The 18,784-nt window shown below is 27.7% G+C and carries 21 protein-coding genes and 1 pseudogene; all 22 read right to left on the bottom strand.

The window, feature by feature from the left end; translation table 11 throughout:
- Positions 1–93: 93 nt before the first annotated feature.
- Positions 94–438 carry a 50S ribosomal protein L19 gene (gene rplS / locus VN21_RS00210; protein WP_021429647.1) on the bottom strand — a complete coding sequence of 115 codons (345 nt, stop codon included), beginning with the start codon at positions 436–438 and terminating at the stop codon, positions 94–96.
- Positions 439–544: 106 nt separating this feature from the next.
- Positions 545–1,237, bottom strand: coding sequence for a tRNA (guanosine(37)-N1)-methyltransferase TrmD (gene trmD, locus VN21_RS00205; RefSeq protein WP_046821489.1), 693 nt, complete (start codon positions 1,235–1,237; stop codon positions 545–547).
- Between the two features lie 15 nt (positions 1,238–1,252).
- Entirely contained in the window at positions 1,253–1,768 is a 516-nt protein-coding gene (gene rimM, locus VN21_RS00200) for a ribosome maturation factor RimM (RefSeq protein WP_035115311.1), read from the bottom strand.
- 87 nt (positions 1,769–1,855) lie between these two features.
- A complete protein-coding gene (locus VN21_RS00195) occupies positions 1,856–2,083 on the bottom strand; it encodes a KH domain-containing protein (protein ID WP_021429642.1) in 228 nt (75 codons plus the stop codon).
- A 23-nt stretch (positions 2,084–2,106) separates the two neighbouring features.
- Positions 2,107–2,379, bottom strand: coding sequence for a 30S ribosomal protein S16 (gene rpsP, locus VN21_RS00190; RefSeq protein WP_021429667.1), 273 nt, complete (start codon positions 2,377–2,379; stop codon positions 2,107–2,109).
- 39 nt (positions 2,380–2,418) lie between these two features.
- On the bottom strand, positions 2,419–3,771 hold the full coding sequence (gene ffh, locus VN21_RS00185; RefSeq protein ID WP_021429709.1) for a signal recognition particle protein: 1,353 nt from the start codon (positions 3,769–3,771) through the stop codon (positions 2,419–2,421).
- Positions 3,768–4,136, bottom strand: coding sequence for a YlxM family DNA-binding protein (ylxM, locus tag VN21_RS00180; protein ID WP_021429599.1), 369 nt, complete (start codon positions 4,134–4,136; stop codon positions 3,768–3,770). Before ylxM ends, ffh begins: the two co-directional genes overlap by 4 nt.
- A gap of 101 nt (positions 4,137–4,237) precedes the next feature.
- Positions 4,238–5,496, bottom strand: a pseudogene (gene ftsY, locus VN21_RS00175) (signal recognition particle-docking protein FtsY).
- Positions 5,497–5,505: 9 nt separating this feature from the next.
- On the bottom strand, positions 5,506–9,063 hold the full coding sequence (smc, locus tag VN21_RS00170; protein ID WP_046821488.1) for a chromosome segregation protein SMC: 3,558 nt from the start codon (positions 9,061–9,063) through the stop codon (positions 5,506–5,508).
- A 26-nt stretch (positions 9,064–9,089) separates the two neighbouring features.
- A complete protein-coding gene (locus VN21_RS00165; protein WP_046821487.1) occupies positions 9,090–10,160 on the bottom strand; it encodes an elongator complex protein 3 in 1,071 nt (356 codons plus the stop codon).
- 1 nt (position 10,161) lies between these two features.
- The gene (gene rnc / locus VN21_RS00160) at positions 10,162–10,863 is read right to left on the bottom strand and encodes a ribonuclease III (protein WP_046821486.1); all 702 of its coding nucleotides are present in this window, start codon (positions 10,861–10,863) and stop codon (positions 10,162–10,164) included.
- A gap of 155 nt (positions 10,864–11,018) precedes the next feature.
- Positions 11,019–11,453 carry a CD1247 N-terminal domain-containing protein gene (locus tag VN21_RS00155; RefSeq protein WP_046821485.1) on the bottom strand — a complete coding sequence of 145 codons (435 nt, stop codon included), beginning with the start codon at positions 11,451–11,453 and terminating at the stop codon, positions 11,019–11,021.
- A 90-nt stretch (positions 11,454–11,543) separates the two neighbouring features.
- Positions 11,544–12,101, bottom strand: a complete 558-nt coding sequence (efp, locus tag VN21_RS00150; protein WP_021429540.1) for an elongation factor P — start codon at positions 12,099–12,101, stop codon at positions 11,544–11,546.
- Between the two features lie 22 nt (positions 12,102–12,123).
- Positions 12,124–13,191 (bottom strand): M24 family metallopeptidase, encoded by a 1,068-nt coding sequence (locus VN21_RS00145; protein WP_084821878.1) that lies wholly within the window; start codon positions 13,189–13,191, stop codon positions 12,124–12,126.
- Positions 13,181–13,633, bottom strand: a complete 453-nt coding sequence (gene aroQ, locus VN21_RS00140) for a type II 3-dehydroquinate dehydratase (protein WP_332840796.1) — start codon at positions 13,631–13,633, stop codon at positions 13,181–13,183. The genes VN21_RS00145 and aroQ overlap by 11 nt, the downstream gene beginning before the upstream one ends.
- Before the next feature lie 49 nt (positions 13,634–13,682).
- Entirely contained in the window at positions 13,683–14,189 is a 507-nt protein-coding gene (locus VN21_RS00135) for a shikimate kinase (RefSeq protein ID WP_046821484.1), read from the bottom strand.
- On the bottom strand, positions 14,186–14,713 hold the full coding sequence (locus VN21_RS00130; protein WP_152650739.1) for a hypothetical protein: 528 nt from the start codon (positions 14,711–14,713) through the stop codon (positions 14,186–14,188). The genes VN21_RS00135 and VN21_RS00130 overlap by 4 nt, the downstream gene beginning before the upstream one ends.
- Positions 14,703–15,125, bottom strand: coding sequence for a hypothetical protein (locus VN21_RS00125; protein ID WP_046821482.1), 423 nt, complete (start codon positions 15,123–15,125; stop codon positions 14,703–14,705). Before VN21_RS00125 ends, VN21_RS00130 begins: the two co-directional genes overlap by 11 nt.
- Positions 15,126–15,146: 21 nt before the next feature.
- Positions 15,147–15,644, bottom strand: a complete 498-nt coding sequence (locus VN21_RS00120) for a hypothetical protein (RefSeq protein ID WP_046821481.1) — start codon at positions 15,642–15,644, stop codon at positions 15,147–15,149.
- Positions 15,641–16,009 (bottom strand): pilus assembly FimT family protein, encoded by a 369-nt coding sequence (locus VN21_RS00115; protein ID WP_046821480.1) that lies wholly within the window; start codon positions 16,007–16,009, stop codon positions 15,641–15,643. The genes VN21_RS00120 and VN21_RS00115 overlap by 4 nt, the downstream gene beginning before the upstream one ends.
- Positions 16,002–16,853: a shikimate dehydrogenase gene (aroE, locus tag VN21_RS00110; protein ID WP_046821479.1), complete on the bottom strand. Its 852-nt coding sequence runs from the start codon at positions 16,851–16,853 to the stop codon at positions 16,002–16,004. The genes VN21_RS00115 and aroE overlap by 8 nt, the downstream gene beginning before the upstream one ends.
- 139 nt (positions 16,854–16,992) lie before the next feature.
- Positions 16,993–18,784, bottom strand: a 1,792-nt coding sequence (locus VN21_RS18510; protein WP_046821478.1) for a sensor histidine kinase, incomplete at its 5' end; no start/stop codon positions are given.

The raw sequence follows: 18,784 nt of genomic DNA, 5'->3' as shown, positions 1-18,784 counted from the left end.
ATAATTTATATTTATATTTATAAAAATTTATTTTAATCTAATTAATAGTAAAAAAGGAGACTGAAATCTCAGTCCCCTGTATAGTAAAGTTTATTATCTAGCTTCTTTTATCTTAGCAGCTTTACCTACTCTACCTCTTAAGTAGTTTAGTTTAGCTCTTCTTACTTTACCTTTTCTAGTTACTTCTATCTTCTCTAATTTTGGAGAATGAACAGGGAATGTTCTTTCTACTCCAACGTTGAAAGATATTTTTCTTACAGTGAAAGTTTCTCTAGCTCCTCCACCTTGTCTCTTTAATACAACACCTTCGAATACTTGTATTCTTTCTCTTTTTCCTTCAACTATTCTAACGTGTACTTTTACAGTGTCCCCAGGTCCAAAGTTAGGAACTTCATTTTTTAATTGCTCTTGCTCTAATGATCTTAATATTTCGTTCATTTTAATCCTCCTGGTATCATAGACGCTCTTAATTACTTGACCATTTGTAAGCAGAGGAACGCCCGTTTTATTTTTTCAACAGATTTTATTATACTATATGTCCTATTTATTTACAAGCTTTTTTGTATAAATCAGGACGTCTTTCTTTAGTTATTTCAATAGATTTCTCATTTCTCCACTCATCTATTTTCTTATGATTTCCAGATAGTAAAACTTCTGGAACTTCCATTCCCATAAATTCTCTCGGTCTAGTATAATGAGGGTACTCTAATAAGTTATCTTTAAATGATTCTTCCTCAAAGGATTCATTTTGACTTAATACACCTGGTATAAGCCTTGAAATTGAATCTATAAGAATTAGTGCAGGAAGTTCCCCCCCTGTTAATACATAATCCCCTATAGATATTTCATCCGTAACTATAGAATCAATAATTCTTTGATCTATTCCTTCATAGTGACCACATAAAAGTATTACATCTTCAAATGTTGACATTTCACTAGCTATGTTTTGATTGTGAGCTTCACCCTTCGGTGTTAAGTATATAACTCTAGGTTCTTTTATATCAAATTTATCTATAATATGTTTATATGTATCATATATTGGCTGTGGAGTCATTACCATACCTGCTCCACCTCCAAAAGGATAATCATCTACCTTTTTATGCTTATTAGTAGAAAAGTCTCTTATATTGTATATGTTTACTTCAATAATACCTTTTTCTACAGCTCTTTTCATTATACTCTCATTCATATAAGAGTTGAATATTTCTGGGAATAGTGTCATTATATGAAATCTCATAATATCACCTTAAAATTAATCTAACATTCCCTTTATAGGGTCTATTATCATTTTTCTTTCTTCTATATCTATCTCAGGTACAAACTTCATAACAGCTGGTATAAGATATTCTTTATTATCTTCACCTTTAATTACATAAACATCATTAGCTGCATATTGTAAAACATCATCTAATACACCTACATGTTTATTGTCTACTGTATAAACGTCTATACCAATCATATCAGCAATAAAGAACTCGTCTTCATCTAATTCTTTTGACTCTTCTCTAGATACATAGATATTTTTGTTAACTATCTTTTCAGCCATTTCTACTGTATCTATTCCTTTTATTTTCATTATAACTAAGTTACCTTTATATCTAACATTTTGTACTTTATATTCTGTATTAAGGTCTTTTCCTATATAAAAAGTATCCAAATCGTCATATCTATATATATCATCCGTTGTGGAGTAAATTCTTACTTCACCTTTTAAACCTTGTGTTTTTACTATTTGTCCTATTTTAAAATGAGTTAATTTATTTTCCATAATCTCACCTTCTTTAAAAATTATGCTTTATCTTTGCGCAATATATACACAGTATATACAAAAAGGACTAGGTTAATACCTAATCCTTTATATTATTTCAAGAGTAACCTTTTTGTGGTCTCTATTTGAAGCAGATTTTATAACAGTTCTTATAGCTTTAGCTATTCTACCCTGCTTACCGATAACCTTACCCATGTCATCAGGGGCTACTTTTAATTTTAAGATAGTTTCTCCATCATTAAAAGTTTCCTCTACTTCAACTGCCTCTGGATTATCGACAAGAGCCTTTGCTATATCTAGTACTAGCTCTTTCATATCAATTCACTCCTAAAAGAAAATTACTTAGCTTGCTTAGAAGCTTCGAACTTTTCCATTACTCCGTTGTTAACTAATAAAGTTTTAACTGTATCAGTTGGTTGTGCTCCACATCCTAACCATTTAACAGCTTTCTCATCGTTTATTTTAACTTGCTTTGGTTGAGATATTGGATTGTAGAATCCTATTTCTTCTATGAACTTTCCATCTCTTGGAGCTCTAGAATCTGCTACTACTATTCTGTAGAAAGGTTTTTTATTTGATCCCATTCTTTTTAATCTTATTTTAACTGCCATATCGACACCTCCGAAAAATTTTTATCTTTTTGTTTTCTATTATTTAAAGAAAGGTAAACCGGCAAAGCCTCCCCTTTTCTTCATGCTTTTTTGAGTTCCTGTAAACATCTTCATCATTTTTTTCATCTCATCAAATTGCTTTATAAGTCTGTTTACATCTTGAACACTAGTACCACTACCTCTTGCTATTCTTTTCTTTCTTGAAGCATTTAAGATACTAGGATTTCTTCTTTCTTCTATTGTCATAGACTGTACGATTGCCTTAGTCCTAACAATTTCTTTATTATTCATATCGATGTCCCCAAGTTGGTCTTTGACTTGACCCATACCAGGAATCATTTCAATCACCTTGTTTAAAGGACCCATCTTTTGAATTTGTTCCATTTGTTCTAAGAAATCTTCAAAATCAAGATCTTGCTTTTTAATTTTGCTTTCTAATTCCTTAGCTTTTTCTAAATCTATATTTTCTTGAGCCTTTTCTATTAAGCTTAGGATGTCTCCCATACCTAATATTCTAGATGCCATTCTATCTGGATGGAAAGGCTCTAAGTCATCTAGCTTTTCTCCCATACCTATAAACTTTATAGGCTTTTGTGTTACAGCTCTTATTGAAAGTGCTGCTCCACCTCTAGTATCCCCATCAAGTTTAGTTAAAACTACTCCATCAACCCCAAGGGCATCATTGAAGCTTTGTGCAACATTAACTGCATCTTGTCCTGTCATAGAGTCTACAACCAATAGTATTTCGTGTGGCTTAACTTCAGACTTTATATTTTGTAACTCTTCCATTAAAGTCTCATCTATATGAAGTCTACCAGCTGTATCTATTATAACTAAATCGTGGTTATTTTTCACTGCATGATTATATCCAGCTTTTGCTATATTTACTGGGCTTTCTTTATCTCCCATGCTAAACACTGGTATATCTAATTTTTCACCTACAACTTGTAATTGCTTTATAGCCGCAGGTCTATATATATCACAAGCCACTAGTAAGGGCTTCTTACCTTGCTTTTTAAAGTATCCTCCAAGCTTACCAGATGTAGTTGTTTTACCTGCACCTTGTAACCCTACCATCATTATAACTGTTGGTGGCTTTGGTGATATCATTATTTTACTTTGAACATCACCCATTAAACTTGTCAGTTCTTCATTAACTATTTTTATAACATGTTGTGCTGGTGTCAAGCTTTCCATAACATCTTGTCCAACAGCTCTTTCTTGAACTTTCTTAACAAAGTCTTTAACTACTTTAAAGTTAACATCAGCTTCTAATAAAGCTAGCTTAACTTCTCTCATAGCATCTTTAACATCTTTTTCAGTAAGCTTACCTTTAGATTTTAATTTTCCTAAAGCGCCCTGTAGTTTATCTGCTAATCCTTCAAATATCATTTTAACATCTCCCTACATAAATCTTCTATATTTTCTACCTTAGGGATTAAATTAGCACAATCTCTATTTTGCAATAAATCTTGTTTAATGTCAACAACTTTATTATATATATCTTGTGTAATTTTTTCACGTTCTTTTGACTTTTTAACTAAGCCTAATTTTGCTTCATAATCTTTCAAAATTTTTTCAGAACGCTTTAATGTATCATATATTCCTTGTCTTGAAACACTTAGATTTTCACTGATTTCTCCAAGAGAATAATCTTCATTGTAATAAAGTGATACAATTTCTCTTTGCTTATCAGTTAGAAGCATTTTGTATTGTTCAAATAACAACCCAATTTCTACTAATTTTTCTAGATTCATTATTACACTTCCCACTTACTTTACTGTAAAGGTCAATTCCTTTACACATTGTATTTTATATCATACTAATAAAGTTGTCAACAGTTATTTTTAAAAGCTAATTAGTTCCCAAATAACGCATCTATAAATGCTTTTGAATCAAAATCTTGTAAGTCTTCTACTTTTTCTCCAACTCCTATAAGTTTTACAGGAACATCAACTTCAGATTTAACAGCTAAAACAACTCCACCTTTTGCCGTTCCATCTAATTTAGTTAATACTATTCCCGTTATATCAGCTACTTCTTTAAATGTTTTAGCTTGAGATACCGCATTTTGACCTGTTGTAGCATCTACAACTAATAAAACTTCTTTTTGCGCTTCTGGATATTCTCTATCAACTATCTTGAATACCTTCCCTAACTCATTCATTAAGTTAGTTTTGTTGTGAAGTCTTCCTGCTGTATCACAAATTAATACATCTGCTTTTCTAGCTTTAGCTGCTTTAACAGCATCAAATATTACAGCCCCTGGATCAGCTCCTTCTTGGTGCTTTATTATATCCACATTACTTCTATTAGCCCACACTTCCAATTGTTCTATAGCTGCAGCTCTAAACGTATCTCCTGCTGCAAGTATTACTTTTTTACCTTCTTTAGTGTATCTATTTGCTAGTTTACCTATTGTAGTAGTTTTACCTACTCCATTTACTCCTACCATTAATATTATACTTGGACCAGGCTCTATGTTTAATTTAGAATCTTCCTCTCCTAACATATCACATATTACAGATTTTAACTCACCTCTTACAGCTAAAGGATCTGTAATACCTTTAGTTTTTATAGCATCTCTTAGTCCATCTATCATTTCCATAGTAGTGTTTACGCCAACATCTGCTGTTATTAGTATTTCTTCAAGTTCTTCAAGAAGGTCTTCATCTATTGTAGTGTATGAATTTAAAACAGCATCAATTTTATCTGTTATTCCTTGTTTAGCTTTAGTAAGTCCTTGTTTAAGTCTTGCAAATAAACCTTCTTTTGTAATTTCTTCTTCTACTTCTTCTACTTCTTCTACTTCTTCTATACTTCTTCTACTTCTTCTACTTCTTCTACTTCTTCTACTTCTTCTACTTCTTCTACTTCTTCTACTTCTTCTAGCGAAGTTTCTTCAATTTTATCTTCATTGTCAATATCTATTATTTCTTCTTTGTTATCTGGATCTTCATCTAAATTGTGCTTTTCTTCCACTTTAAACTCTGCACCTTCAACTACAGTTTCTTCATCAGTAGCTGATTCTTCATTAGCTTCTTCAATTTGAGCTTCTTCTTCAACTACACTTTCTTCTTCTTTTTTCTTTCCAAATTTGAATAACTTCTTAAACATTTTGCCTCCTTATATTATATCTTCAGTTAATTTTTTAGCTTCTTTTAGATCTAGGCTTATTACCTTAGAGATTGCTTTTTCTTGCATTGTAACTCCATATATATAGTCTGCAACCTCCATAGTACCTCTTCTATGAGTTATAGATATAAATTGGGTATCTTTAGATAGTTCTTTTAAAAACTCTCCAAATCTATATATGTTTGCATCATCTAGTGGCGCTTCTATTTCATCTAGTATACAAAATGGAGTTGGCTTAGCTAATATTATTGAAAATAATATACTTATTGCAGTAAGTGCTTTTTCTCCTCCTGATAAAAGATTTAAATTTTTCATTTTCTTCCCAGGTGGTTGAGCTACTATTTCTATGTCACTTTCTAGAATATTATCTTTATCTACTATTCTAAGTTCTCCATTTCCTCCACCAAATAATTTTTTATAAACAACTTTAAAGTTTTCATTTATTAAAACAAAGTTTTCATTAAACTCTCTTTTCATATTTTCTTCTAGTTCTTTAATAAGTTTATATATAACTTCTATAGATTCTTCTAAATCTTTCTTTTGTTCACTATAAAAATCATACCTTTCTTTTATTTCTTCATATTCTTTTATAGAGTCTATATTTACATTCCCAAGACTTTTTATTTGTCTTTTTAGGTTTTCTAGCTCTTTTTTATCAATAACTACAGATTCATCTTTTAATGCCTTTGCTTCCTCTAGGCTTAATTCGTATTCTTCTATAAGTTTAGCTATATAATTTTCTTTAGATGATCTTAGTCTTTCTATTTTATTTTCTATCTTAAATAAACTTTCTTTGACTTCTATATACTGTCTATCTATATTTTTAGATTCAGTATTTATAGCGTCTCTATTTTTCTTAATAGAATCTTTTTGTTCTTTTTGCAGACTTAATTTTTTATTTTCATCTATAATTTGATTCTCCAAGTTTTCTTTTTCTGAAGTTTCAATTTTAATCTGATCTTGAATTTTAACAGTATTAAATTTACTTTCTTCAAGTTGTTCTTTTGTAGTTCTAAGGACATCATTTTGTGATTTTATTTCTTTTTGAATTCTATCTATATCCTTTATTGTAGCTTGGTGAATTTGATTTAATTTAGCATATTCTATATTCAAATCGTCAAATCTGCTTTTATCTACTTCATAACCATCATTTATTTCTTTTAATTTTGAATTTAATGTATCTATTTCATTTTTGTTTAACAAATGCTTTTGTTCTATTTCATTTATATTTTCTTTTAATGACTTAGTTTTTGTTAGTGTATATTCTAAATTTTCACCTAAACTTAACTTCTCATTTTCAAATTTATTTAAGTTATTGCTTAAATTTAAAACTTCATCATTTGCACTTTTTATGTTTGCATTAATAACAACTACACTTTTATCATTTTCACGTAATTCATTATTTATTGTTTCAATTTTTATAAGCTTTGAATCTATAGAACCTTTTAAATTGATTTTTTCTTGTTCTAATAAATTCAATTTTTCTTGTTCTTTTTGTATGTTATCTTTAAACTCTTCTATCAATCTTTTTCTTGAAAGTATATTTCCATTAGTTCTTACTGTTCCTCCAGTTAAAGATCCTCCTGGATTTAGAATTTCTCCATCTAAAGTTACAACTTTATATCTATGGTTAGTTTCTCTAGCAAACTTTATAGCTTCATCCATACTTTCTATAACTATAGTTCTTCCTAAAACATTTTCGATTATATTTTTATACTTTTCATCAAACTTAACTAATTCACTTGCTATCCCTATGTATTTAGCACTGCTTTTTATTGCATTTTTATCTATTTTATTGGATTTAATTATATTTAAAGGTAAGAATGTAACTCTTCCTAAATTATTTTTCTTTAAGTAGTTTATAGCATTTTTAGCGCTATTTTCATCTTTAGTTATTATATTTTGCATATAACTTCCAAGTGATGCTTCTAGTGCTTTTTCATATTTTTGACTAGATGATATAACCTGACCTAGTGCTCCATATATACCCTCTAAATTTTTATTCTTTAACACTTCCTTTACACCTTTATTAAATCCTTCATAGTGCTTTTCCATATCAGTGTATATGTTTAATTTAGAGTTATATTCATTTATTTTAAGTTTAGAGCCTTGTATATCACTACTTATTTTGTCATATTCTATTTTCAGAGAATTTACCTTTTTATTAATATCTTCAAATTCTTGTTTTAAGTTTTCTATTAAACTTAATTTTTCTTGTTTTTGAGAATTAAATTTTGATATTTCATCTTTTTTATTGCATATATTTTTTTGTATATGTTCTATATCTACATCTATAGTTTTAGTTCTATTTTCTATATTCTCAATATTTGCATTTAAAGTAGATAGTTTGTTCGCACTATTTTGTTTAACATCCAATAAGTTTATTATTTCATCTTTTAAAGCTTCAATAGTTTGACTTACTTTGTTTATGCTTTCTTTTTTGTCTTTATTTTTTAATTCAACTTCATCTATTTTATTTTCTATATCTTTTAAATTTCTAAAAGCATTATTTTTACTTTCATTTAATTTTTCTAATTCTAGATTGTCATCATTTATCTTTTTATTTATATAACTAATTTCATTTGTGTACCTTTGTATATCACTGTTACAATTTTTTATCTTTTCATTAAGAACGCTGAGTTCTGAATATTTTTTGTTTATTACACCTTTTATAGTGTTTATATATTCAATAGTTTTGTTTATTTTAACATCAATTTCTTCAAGTTCTTCATCACAATCAGTTATAGATTTTTCTAAAGTTTCTTTTTTAGATTTAACTGAAACCATTTGATCTTTAAGTACTTTATCATGATTTAATGTTTCTTTTGCTTGAGCCTCTAATTCTTCAATTTCACTTATATAACTATTTACTTCAATCTTTTTTAATTCTTCTTTTATTTCTAAATATTTTATAGCTTTTTTCTGTTGAGTTTCTAAAGGTTTTAACTGATTCTCTATCTCAACATATATATCTTCTATTCTATTTAAGTTTTCTTTTGTATTCTTTAGGTTTCTTTCCGCTTCTTGTTTTTTATATCTATATTTTGATATTCCACAGGCTTCATCAAATACTTTTCTTCTATTTACAGGGTTATTGCTTAAAATTTCGTCAACTTTACCTTGTTCTATTATAGAATATCCATCTTTACCTATTCCTGTATCTAATAGTAATTCTTTTATATCCTTTAATCTACACGACTTATTATTTAAGAAAAACTCACTTTCCCCACTTCTGTAAGCTCTTCTTTTTATAGTAATCTCACTATATTCTATGTCTAATTTTTTGTCACTATTGTCTATAGTTAATGCTACCTCACAATAGTTCATTGCTTTTTTCGTGTCTGTTCCGGCAAATACTACATCTTCTAGCTTATCGCCTCTTAAACTTTTTATACTTTGCTCCCCTAATACCCATCTTACTGCATCTGATATATTACTTTTTCCACTTCCATTTGGACCAACTATAGCTGTTATACCTTCGTTAAAAAGCACATCTGTCTTAGTTGGAAAGGATTTAAATCCTTTAAGTTCTAATCTTTTTAAATACAATACCTTTCTCTCCCTTCAAAATAAAACTAAAGGTTGTATATGTCTCTTAACTTCATATATATTTCTTTTGTATTAAACTTTATAGTTTTTTCATCATCTAATACAAATTCTAATTCATTTATATCTAAATTTGCTTCCTTAGTTTTTAATAAAACATCATATTTTTCTTTTATTTCTATTACATTAGATTTTTTATTTCCTAATATTCTAGATACATTTCTTTTATTAACTAAAACTACTAAATTTTTCTTAACCTCATATGTTTTAATTAAGTGTTCAATAAAATCTCCATACATCTTACTTTCAACTAACTCTCTATAAGCTGGATGGTATGGGCCTGCAAGAACTTCTTTTCCTATTGCTATATCTTCAGTTGCTTGTAATCCAACTCTAATTACATTTATATTGTTTATATAAAATAAAACCAAAACTTTTTTTACTATATCTATACTTTTATCAAGTGTAAATGAATTATATTTTCCTTCCTTTAATAGCTTTTCAAGTCCTGTTTCTTTAACTACTAAAGTCGGATATACTCTTACACAATCTGGTTTTAATTCTATAAATTTTTTGGCTGTCTTTATACATTTTTCTTCTGTATCTGATGGTAAACCTACCATCATCTGTAATCCTAAATCTATGTCATAATCCTTTATAAGTTTTGAGCTTTTAAATACATCTTCATCACTATGACCTCTTACACTATCTATTAAAACCTTCTCATCTAAAGATTGAACTCCCAGTTCTATAATACTTGTCTTATATTCTTTTAGCATAGTTAGTATTTCATCGTTTATACAATCAGGTCTAGTAGACATTCTTATATCATCTACAATGTTTTTGTCTACATATTCCTTAGCCACAGAAAGTAAACTTCTTTGAATATCTATATCTATAGCAGTAAAACTACCTCCAAAAAATGCAATCTCAATACTTGCATCTTTATCTATTGTAGTTAAATATTCTTCAATTATATTTCTTACATCTTTACTTGTAATATCTGTGCTTACTCCAGTAATTTTCTTTTGATTACAAAAAATACAATCATGAGGGCATCCCCTATGAGGCACAAATATAGGTATAATTCTCTTTTTCATATTAAATCATCCTTCTTAATGCTTGTTTTGCAGCTGATTGTTCTGCCTCTTTTTTACTCTTACCTTCTCCTTTTCCTAAAACTTCACAATCTAGGGTAACTTCCATTACAAATCGTTTATTATGATCTGGTCCAATTTCTTCTACTAAGTTATATGAAATTATACTTTCACCTTTGCTTTGTACAACCTCTTGTAAATGAGTCTTATAGTCTCTGAAGATTCTTCCTTTTATAGAGTCTTGAATTATAGCTTCCATGTGATCTAATATAAATTCTTTTGCATTTTCAATTCCACCATCTAGGTATATTGCAGCTATTACAGCCTCAAATGCATCCGCTAATATAGATATACGATCTCTACCTCCTGTAGCTTCTTCTCCTCTTCCTAAAAGAATGTGGTTTCCTAAATTTATTTCTTTAGCAACATCACTTAAAGACTCTTCACAAACTATATTGGCTCTTAATTTTGTTAACTCACCTTCTGGTAAATCTTGTTCTTTTTGAAATAAGTAATCACTTATTACTATTCCTAGAACTGAATCTCCTAAGAATTCTAATCTCTCATTGAATGAATAAGATTTATTCTCATTAGAGTATGAACTATGTGTTAATGCCTCTAATATAAATTTTTTATTTTTAAATTTATATTTAATAATATCTTCAAATTTTGATATATTAACTAATATATTTGATTTTATTTTCATTTATTTACCTCCATTTAAATATCTATAGACTATAGTGTACTATTTTTCTAAAATTATTGCAAAACATAAATATAAAACTAATTTACTTAGGCGTAAAAAAGCCTATGAATCTTATATAACTTCATAGGCTCTATAAATTCTTCACTTATACAGTTTTATTTTTCCTCATGACAATCACAATCACATATGCACTCATCTGAGCATTCACACTCATCTTCTGCCGATAATATAACTGCTTGACAATTAGGGCATACTATATCTATATCTTCATTATATAGTAAGTCCTCATCTATCTCTACAAAATCATTACAATTAGGGCATTCCATTTCTATGTAGTTATATTCTTCATCTTCATCGTCTTCATCTTCTTCGTATATATCATCTTCCACATCTGATAAATCTTCGTCTATAGATTCTACATAATCTATAAGTTCTATTTGCTCTTCTTCTAATTCTACTATTGCATCTGCAAAACTTTCTAAAACATCTACTATTTTATTTATTATTTTGCCTTCTTTTGTTTCTTCACTTATTTCTAATCCCTCTGCAAGACCTTTTAAGTATGCAACTTCTTCATATAAATATTTCATTAAAACCCCTCACTTTCCTTATTTTTTTGTATAAATTTAAAAGCCCATATATCTATTATTAGATATATAAGCTTTTATATTCATAAATTATTAAACTCTTGATAAATATTCTCCAGTTCTTGTATCTATCTTTATTCTATCTCCTGTATTTATGAATAAAGGTACTTGAACTACTGCACCAGTCTCAACTGTAGCTGACTTAGTAACGTTACTTGCAGTATCTCCTTTGATTCCTGGCTCTGTTTCAACTATTTCAAGTTCTGCAAAGTTTGGAGCTTCTACTTGGAATGGTTGCCCTTGGTAGAATCTTATTGTTGCAGTTTCATTTTCTTTTAAGAATTTGATTGCATCTTCAACTTTTTCATAGTCTAGTGGTATTTGCTCGAAAGTCTCGTTATCCATGAAGTAGTATAACTCACCATCATTGTATAGATATTGCATTTGTCTAGTGTCTATATGAGCTTTAGGGAACTTGTCACTTGGGTTAAAAGCTTCTTCTCTTATTGCTCCTGTTTTTAAGTTTCTGTACTTAGTTCTGACAAACGCAGCACCTTTTCCTGGCTTAACATGTTGGAAATCAACTATTAAACATGGTTGACCATCCTTCTCAAATGTTACACCTTTTCTAAAATCACCTGCTGTTACCATATGTGTCCCTCCATAATTATACTTAAAATTCTAATTCTATTAATTCTTTCGGTGATGAATTTAACACTTCACATCCATCTTCTGTTATTATAAGTAGATCTTCAATTCTTACACCACCAAAATCTTCTATGTATATACCTGGCTCATCACTTATAACCATATTAGGCTTTAATAACTTTTCTCCCAATGTATTAACATTTGGAAGTTCATGTACATCAAGGCCTATTCCGTGTCCTAAGCCATGACCAAATTTATCACCATATCCTTTTTCAATTATATATTGTCTTGCGATATTGTCAAGTTCTATTCCACTCATGTTAGCTTTTGCAGCTTCTATAACCTTTAATTGAGCTTCTAATACTATATTGTATATTTCTTTTTGCTTATCATTCGCTTTTCCTACAACTATAGTTCTTGTCATATCTGAGCAATATCCATTATATACACATCCAAAATCTATTGTTACGAAATCGCCTGTCTCTATAACTTTATCACTAGCTACTCCGTGAGGCATAGATGATCTTTTCCCTGATGCTACTATAAAATCAAATGATACTCCAGTTGCGCCTTGCTTTCTCATGAAAAACTCAAGTTCTAAAGCAACTTCACTTTCCTTCATTCCTGGCTTAATAAATCCTAATATATATTTAAATCCATTATCTGCAATCTTAGAAGCTTGTCTTATAACATCTAACTCTTTTTCATCTTTTATAGCTCTTAAATCTAGCATTAATCCTTTTAGTGGAACCATTTCTGTATTAACTAAAGCTTCTTTATAATTTGAATATGTTGAAAAACTCATTTTATCATCTTCAAATCCTAGTCTTTTCATATTCATTTCTTTCAAGAAGTTTGTGATCGGGTTTGTTCTAGATATTTCAACTATTTCAAAATCCTCTGTTTGATTTTTAGCTTGTTGTGTATATCTAAAGTCTGTAAATAATATGTTTTTTTCCTTAGTTATTATTATAGACCCAGCAGTTCCTGTAAATCCAGATATGTATCTTTTATTTTTAGACTCTTCAATTAAAATTGCATCTAAGTTTAATCTTTCCATCTCTGCTCTTAATTTTAAAACTCTATTTTTCACCTATACCCACCTCACAATTTATTATTGCATTTACCCCCAAAATATATCCATAAAATCCAAATCCTGTAATTTGTCCTATACATGCACTAGCGGTTACGCTTTTTTGTCTAAATTCTTCTCTTTTATGCACATTAGATATATGTACTTCTACTACTTTAGTACTTATAGATTTTATGGCATCTGCTATAGCATAGCTATAATGTGTAAACGCTCCAGGATTTATAATAATTCCATCAAAATTACAATTAGCCTCATGTAATTTATCTATTATGCATCCTTCATGATTACTTTGAAAAAATTCAAAATCAATAGTATCTTTAAATGTTTGTTTTATGCTATATTCTAAATCTTCTAATGTGTTTTTCCCATATACATCAGGTTCTCTTTTTCCTAACATATTTAAATTAGGACCATTAATTATTAATATTTTTATAGCATCCACCAACCTTTTGATAAAAACTCGTTTATACTCTATATAATAACATATTTTGTTAAATATAAACAAGTATCTCCCTAACTACTTGAGCTATATTTTTATCATCAATACTTATTTTGATATTTGAACATTTTTCATACTTTTCATATCTGTGATTTAATAGATCCTGGACATAGGCTTTTATATCTTTTACATCTTTTAGTTTAGGTCTTTTATCTATTTCATTTTTTAAGTTATTAACTATAGTATTAACATTTCCATCTAACCATATTACGTTTTTTGTATTTTTTAAAATCTCAGCATTACTTTCATTCTCTATAATTCCGCCCCCAGTAGATATTATAGTATTTTCTAAACAATATACTTCTTTAAGTAACGCTGATTCAATTCTTCTAAAATATACTTCTCCATGTTCTTTGAAAATTTGATTTATTGTTTTATTTTCTTTTTTTTCAATTTCAAAATCCACATCTAAAAATTTCATCTCTTTAAGTCTAGCTAATTCCTTTCCAACTGTAGTCTTTCCAGTTCCCATAAATCCAATTAAGATTATATTTTTCATGCAAGTTCTCCTATATTATCATTGTATATTGAAAATTCAATACAATGATTCTGTTTATTTTTAGATAGTTGTAATTTTATATTGATAATTCTACCATCTTTTTCTTTAGATATATATATAGAATCTATATAGTCGCCTATTTCATAGCCTGATTTATATCCCATTCGCTTTATAAAAAGCTTCTTAGCTTTATTGTTTAAAAATAGCTCATCACAGTCATTAACTTCCAAATTCGTTTTTGATTTATAATAAATAGATTTCACTTTTGTAAATTCAAACTCTTTATCATTTAATACTTGGCTGTTTTCTGTTTTCACATCAGTTATTTCTATATCTCCACTTAACTCTTTTTCCATATGTTTTTGAATCTCCATACCTTGTTGTTGTATTTCTATACTGCTATAAATTTTTTTATACAGATTTATTGAGGTAAATAATAAACCGTATAGTGTAATTAGTACAATACTCGTAATTATCATAGATATTGAAATTTCTAGTATAAGATATCCCTTTCTACGTTTCATATATATCTTCTTTCAATAAAACTCTTCCACTAAACGGTATGATAGTTATTTTTATTTTTCTATCTTTTGAATCAATTATTATAGTTTCTCCTTTTGAGCTAAGTGTACCATCTGATTTGAACTTTATTGTTGATGATGGATAAGATAAACTAGAATTTTTAGGAAGGTATACAGTTTTCACTATATCGGTATTTTCTTTTATTACATATCTAGGATTTTCCTGTGAACTAATATTTTCTAAAAAAACACTAAGGTTTCCATTTGAGTTCATACTTCTAACATACCTTATATCTCCTACTAGCTGCCTAGCAAAAGAATCAATTTCATATCTTTGTGATTTTTCTTTTGGAAAGCTTATCATTAAAATAGCCATAACTATCCCTATTCCTATTACAACTTCAACTAAAGTCACATTCCTTCTCTTTTCATTTTTCTAAATCTCCTTATAATTGTATTTGAATACTCTCTTTTCATTTTCCTCAATTGATTTAATATTTATTTTAACTGAGCATCTAGCAATTTTCTTAAAATTGCTATCTTCTTTTTTTGATTCTATATCTAACTTTATGTAGTCATCATCTAGGTAAATATCATTATTTACTACTCTTATTTTTAATTTATCATTCCCCATAGATTCTATAGATCTTATTATATTTATTTTATTATTTCCTAAAAAGTGATCTTTAAATTTACATTCTAAATTATTCTCTTCGATATTATTTCCAATTAAATTATTAACTTCTTCTGCAACTTTACTACAGCCTAAGTTTATACCACCTTTTACTTCATATTCTATTTTCATTGACTTTTCCTTTGTAGAAACTATATCATTATTTGTTTTAACTAATTCTATACACCCTAAGCATATACAGCTTAATATAAAGCAACACAATAATGTCACTATAATCACTGATCCATTTCTTTTTTTCATGTTCTCACCACATAACTATCTACTACCATTTTTCTTTCACAACAACTGACACAAATAGAAATTCGATAACAATTAAAATAATTTCTTTCTTTTATCACTTCTGATTTCACAGTATACCCTTCAATATTTTTACTAGTTCTTTCAAATAAATTTTCCTCTTTATTATTTTGAATCTCATACTCTATGCTACACATTTCTTTTTTTGCTAGATTTATCATTTGATTTGTGTTGTATGATTTTTTCAAATTAAAAACACTAGTTGAAAATATACTTACAACTAGTGATGCCATTATTCCTATTAAACTTAAAGCTACAATATTTTCTAAAATTAAATACCCTTTCCTCTTATGCTTGTAGTTATACATTTTTCAGCATATCCTTTAAATTTCCATGCTCATTTGCATAAATACCTGTCCATATATTAAACCCTTGTATAGCTTGATTTATAAGCATGTCTATACCATATACAATGTCAAAATTATTTTTTTTAGCCCAAGAAATAAATTTAGTTTCATGTGGATTATAAACAATATCACAAACAAGTATATCTTTATTAGTTAAATTAATTTTTTCATCTATTGGACAACTGTCTTTATCTTTGTCCATTCCTATAGGAGTTGTATTGATTATTATGTCTATATCTTCTAAATCTTCTTTAGTTATTTGATCTGTTGAAAATTTTGAATTTATACCAAAACTATCAATTAAAATATCAGATATTTCTTTAGCATTTTTTATACTTCTATTTCTTAAATTTATCTCTTTAGCTCCATTTGATGCCATTTCTATAGCTATACTTCTAGCAGCTCCTCCGGCTCCTATTATTAAAACATTTTTATTGTAAATATCATAGCCCTTGTCTGTTATTGATTTTACAAACCCAACACCATCAGTATTGTATCCAATTAACTTTCCACCTTCATTTTTTACAGTATTTACGGCTCCAATCAACAGTGCATTCTTATCTACTGAGTCTAAATACTTAATTATTTCCACTTTATGAGGAATAGTTACATTGCATCCTTTAACGCCTAAAGCTTTTATTCCTTTTATAGCATTTTCTAGCTCATCACTTTTAACATTAAAGCACACGTATTTCATATTCAGATTATTTTTTTTAATCAAATAGTTATGTATACTAGGTGAAAAACTATGTTCAACAGGATTTCCTATTAAACATAATAAATTAGTTTTTGCATTTATATCCATAATTACCTCCTGTTAGCTTTTATTTCCATTTGTTATATATATTATACAGCTTTAATTATTCTTTTTTAAACTCAAAAATAGGATATCTTAAATTTAAATTTGAGATATCCTATTTTTGTCGCTCAAGCAAAACGAATTTTTATAAAGCATTTATCATAGAGTATTCTGCGTATATAGATTCCTTATTTAAGGTACAAATTTTCTTTTCATCATATTCTAAACTTTCCTTAATATTAAGATTTATATTTATCTCTATATTGCTTTTAGTTTCAACTATATTTATTGATCCTCCATAAATATTAATTATAGATTTTGCAACTTCTAAATTCATATTTATATTATCTCTAGATTGATTATTTATATATATATCCTTGTCATATCGTCCTATATTTCTTATATATATATTTAATCCATTTGTATTATCTAAGATTTCAACATATATAGTACTATTTTGTTTTGACTGTTTTATCAATTTACTAAAAAGTAGCAATATTATTCTTTCTATATCATAAGGATCTACTCTTACTAACTTTTCTTCTATATTTGTATCAAATATAAATTCTATTTTATCATCTATTGAATATTTATTAATTTCAATTATTATGTCTTCAACTAAGCTTACAACATCATAACAATCTACTTCTGGTTTATAAAAATCAGCTTCTAATTTAGTTAATGTCATTATATTTTCTATAAGCCTTAGGGATATATAACTTTGTTTTTTTACTGAATTAGTAACAGCTGCTATTAATCCACTTTCATTGCTTAAAATTTCATCTTTGAAAACAGCTTGAATCAATTGATTAGACGACATTATTAAATTTAATGGAGTTTTTAACTCATGCGACATATTTATAAAAAAATGATTTTTTTGTTTATATTCTACTTTTTTCTTAGCTATTTCTCTTTCTATATTTTCAGCCTTAACCTTTTCAGTTATGTCATTCATTATGCCTATACATGTCATTTTATTATTTATTTCCAGGGTAATTCCCCCTAGTTCTACATCTATATATTTTCCTTTTCTATTTTGTATCTTATGTCGCATAAATTTGACATCTTGCCCAAATTTATTTAAGACCCACGAAATATCTTTTATTATGTGGCTATCATTAAATTCATTTAAGCTTTCAAAACCTGACATATTCAAAAGTACTTCATTTACATAAGTAGTTTTTTTATCTTCAAAATCATATATATATATTCCCTGAGGAATAGCATTAACTAAAGATATATAATTTTTAGCGCTTTGTTCTATACTTTTTAAAAGTATATTATACTCTGTAGTATCCCTTATTATTGCTATATCTTTTTTTATGTTATTTTCTTTAAAACTCGTTTTGTTTATATTTAGGTATTTTTTAGTGTCTTTATTTAAATATCCCTCAAAGCTTCCTTTTGATTTTGTGTTTAGAATAAAATCTTTTATTCTATCTTCATATATGTCTATGTCTAAATTATTATTATTGTTGTATGTAATTTTATTATCTCTTGTTACCACAATAGTATGAGGTATTGTTTCTATAGTTTTTTTATACTTTATTTTGTTATAATTGATTATTTTCTGTGAATATTTTTTATATGTTATATCTGTCATTATACATATAACTCCCATTATTCGATTATTAACTTTTAATGGAGTGTACTCACAATCAAAATACCTATTATCATTACTAATTATTTCCCTATTGAGCTTAATGCCTATATCATACACCTTTTGAACATCTAATAACACATCCGTACTGTTCTCTATACTCTTATTTAAAAAATGAGAAAACTTTATTTTGTAATTACAACATGAGTATTCTTTCCAAACATTTGAAAAACTACTATCTTCATTTGATATATATCCGTATTTATCTATTAAAATTACACATTTATTATTTTGTTCTAATATTATATTTAAAATTTCTTTTTTGTTATTTAATATT

The organism is Paraclostridium benzoelyticum, from assembly GCF_001006285.1.
Classification (GTDB): Bacteria; Bacillota; Clostridia; order Peptostreptococcales; family Peptostreptococcaceae; genus Paraclostridium; species Paraclostridium benzoelyticum.
Note: the sequence above shows the minus strand (reverse complement) of the source record. Positions and strands in the feature narration are given on the sequence as shown.

Excerpts from the sequence above, each read along its gene's own strand:
- VN21_RS00165 (WP_046821487.1), bottom strand. The coding sequence starts at position 10,160 with ATGAAAAAGAGAATTATACCTATATTTGTGCCTCATAGGGGATGCCCT.
- rplS (WP_021429647.1), bottom strand. The coding sequence starts at position 438 with ATGAACGAAATATTAAGATCATTAGAGCAAGAGCAATTAAAAAATGAA.
- VN21_RS00135 (WP_046821484.1), bottom strand. The coding sequence starts at position 14,189 with ATGAAAAATATAATCTTAATTGGATTTATGGGAACTGGAAAGACTACA.
- VN21_RS00130 (WP_152650739.1), bottom strand. The coding sequence starts at position 14,713 with ATGAAACGTAGAAAGGGATATCTTATACTAGAAATTTCAATATCTATG.
- aroE (WP_046821479.1), bottom strand. The coding sequence starts at position 16,853 with ATGGATATAAATGCAAAAACTAATTTATTATGTTTAATAGGAAATCCT.
- rimM (WP_035115311.1), bottom strand. The coding sequence starts at position 1,768 with ATGGAAAATAAATTAACTCATTTTAAAATAGGACAAATAGTAAAAACA.
- VN21_RS00155 (WP_046821485.1), bottom strand. The coding sequence starts at position 11,453 with ATGAAATATTTATATGAAGAAGTTGCATACTTAAAAGGTCTTGCAGAG.
- ffh (WP_021429709.1), bottom strand. The coding sequence starts at position 3,771 with ATGATATTTGAAGGATTAGCAGATAAACTACAGGGCGCTTTAGGAAAA.
- VN21_RS00120 (WP_046821481.1), bottom strand. The coding sequence starts at position 15,644 with ATGAAAAAAAGAAATGGATCAGTGATTATAGTGACATTATTGTGTTGC.
- rpsP (WP_021429667.1), bottom strand. The coding sequence starts at position 2,379 with ATGGCAGTTAAAATAAGATTAAAAAGAATGGGATCAAATAAAAAACCT.
- VN21_RS00115 (WP_046821480.1), bottom strand. The coding sequence starts at position 16,009 with ATGTATAACTACAAGCATAAGAGGAAAGGGTATTTAATTTTAGAAAAT.
- ylxM (WP_021429599.1), bottom strand. The coding sequence starts at position 4,136 with ATGAATCTAGAAAAATTAGTAGAAATTGGGTTGTTATTTGAACAATAC.
- rnc (WP_046821486.1), bottom strand. The coding sequence starts at position 10,863 with ATGAAAATAAAATCAAATATATTAGTTAATATATCAAAATTTGAAGAT.
- VN21_RS00195 (WP_021429642.1), bottom strand. The coding sequence starts at position 2,083 with ATGAAAGAGCTAGTACTAGATATAGCAAAGGCTCTTGTCGATAATCCA.
- efp (WP_021429540.1), bottom strand. The coding sequence starts at position 12,101 with ATGGTAACAGCAGGTGATTTTAGAAAAGGTGTAACATTTGAGAAGGAT.
- trmD (WP_046821489.1), bottom strand. The coding sequence starts at position 1,237 with ATGAGATTTCATATAATGACACTATTCCCAGAAATATTCAACTCTTAT.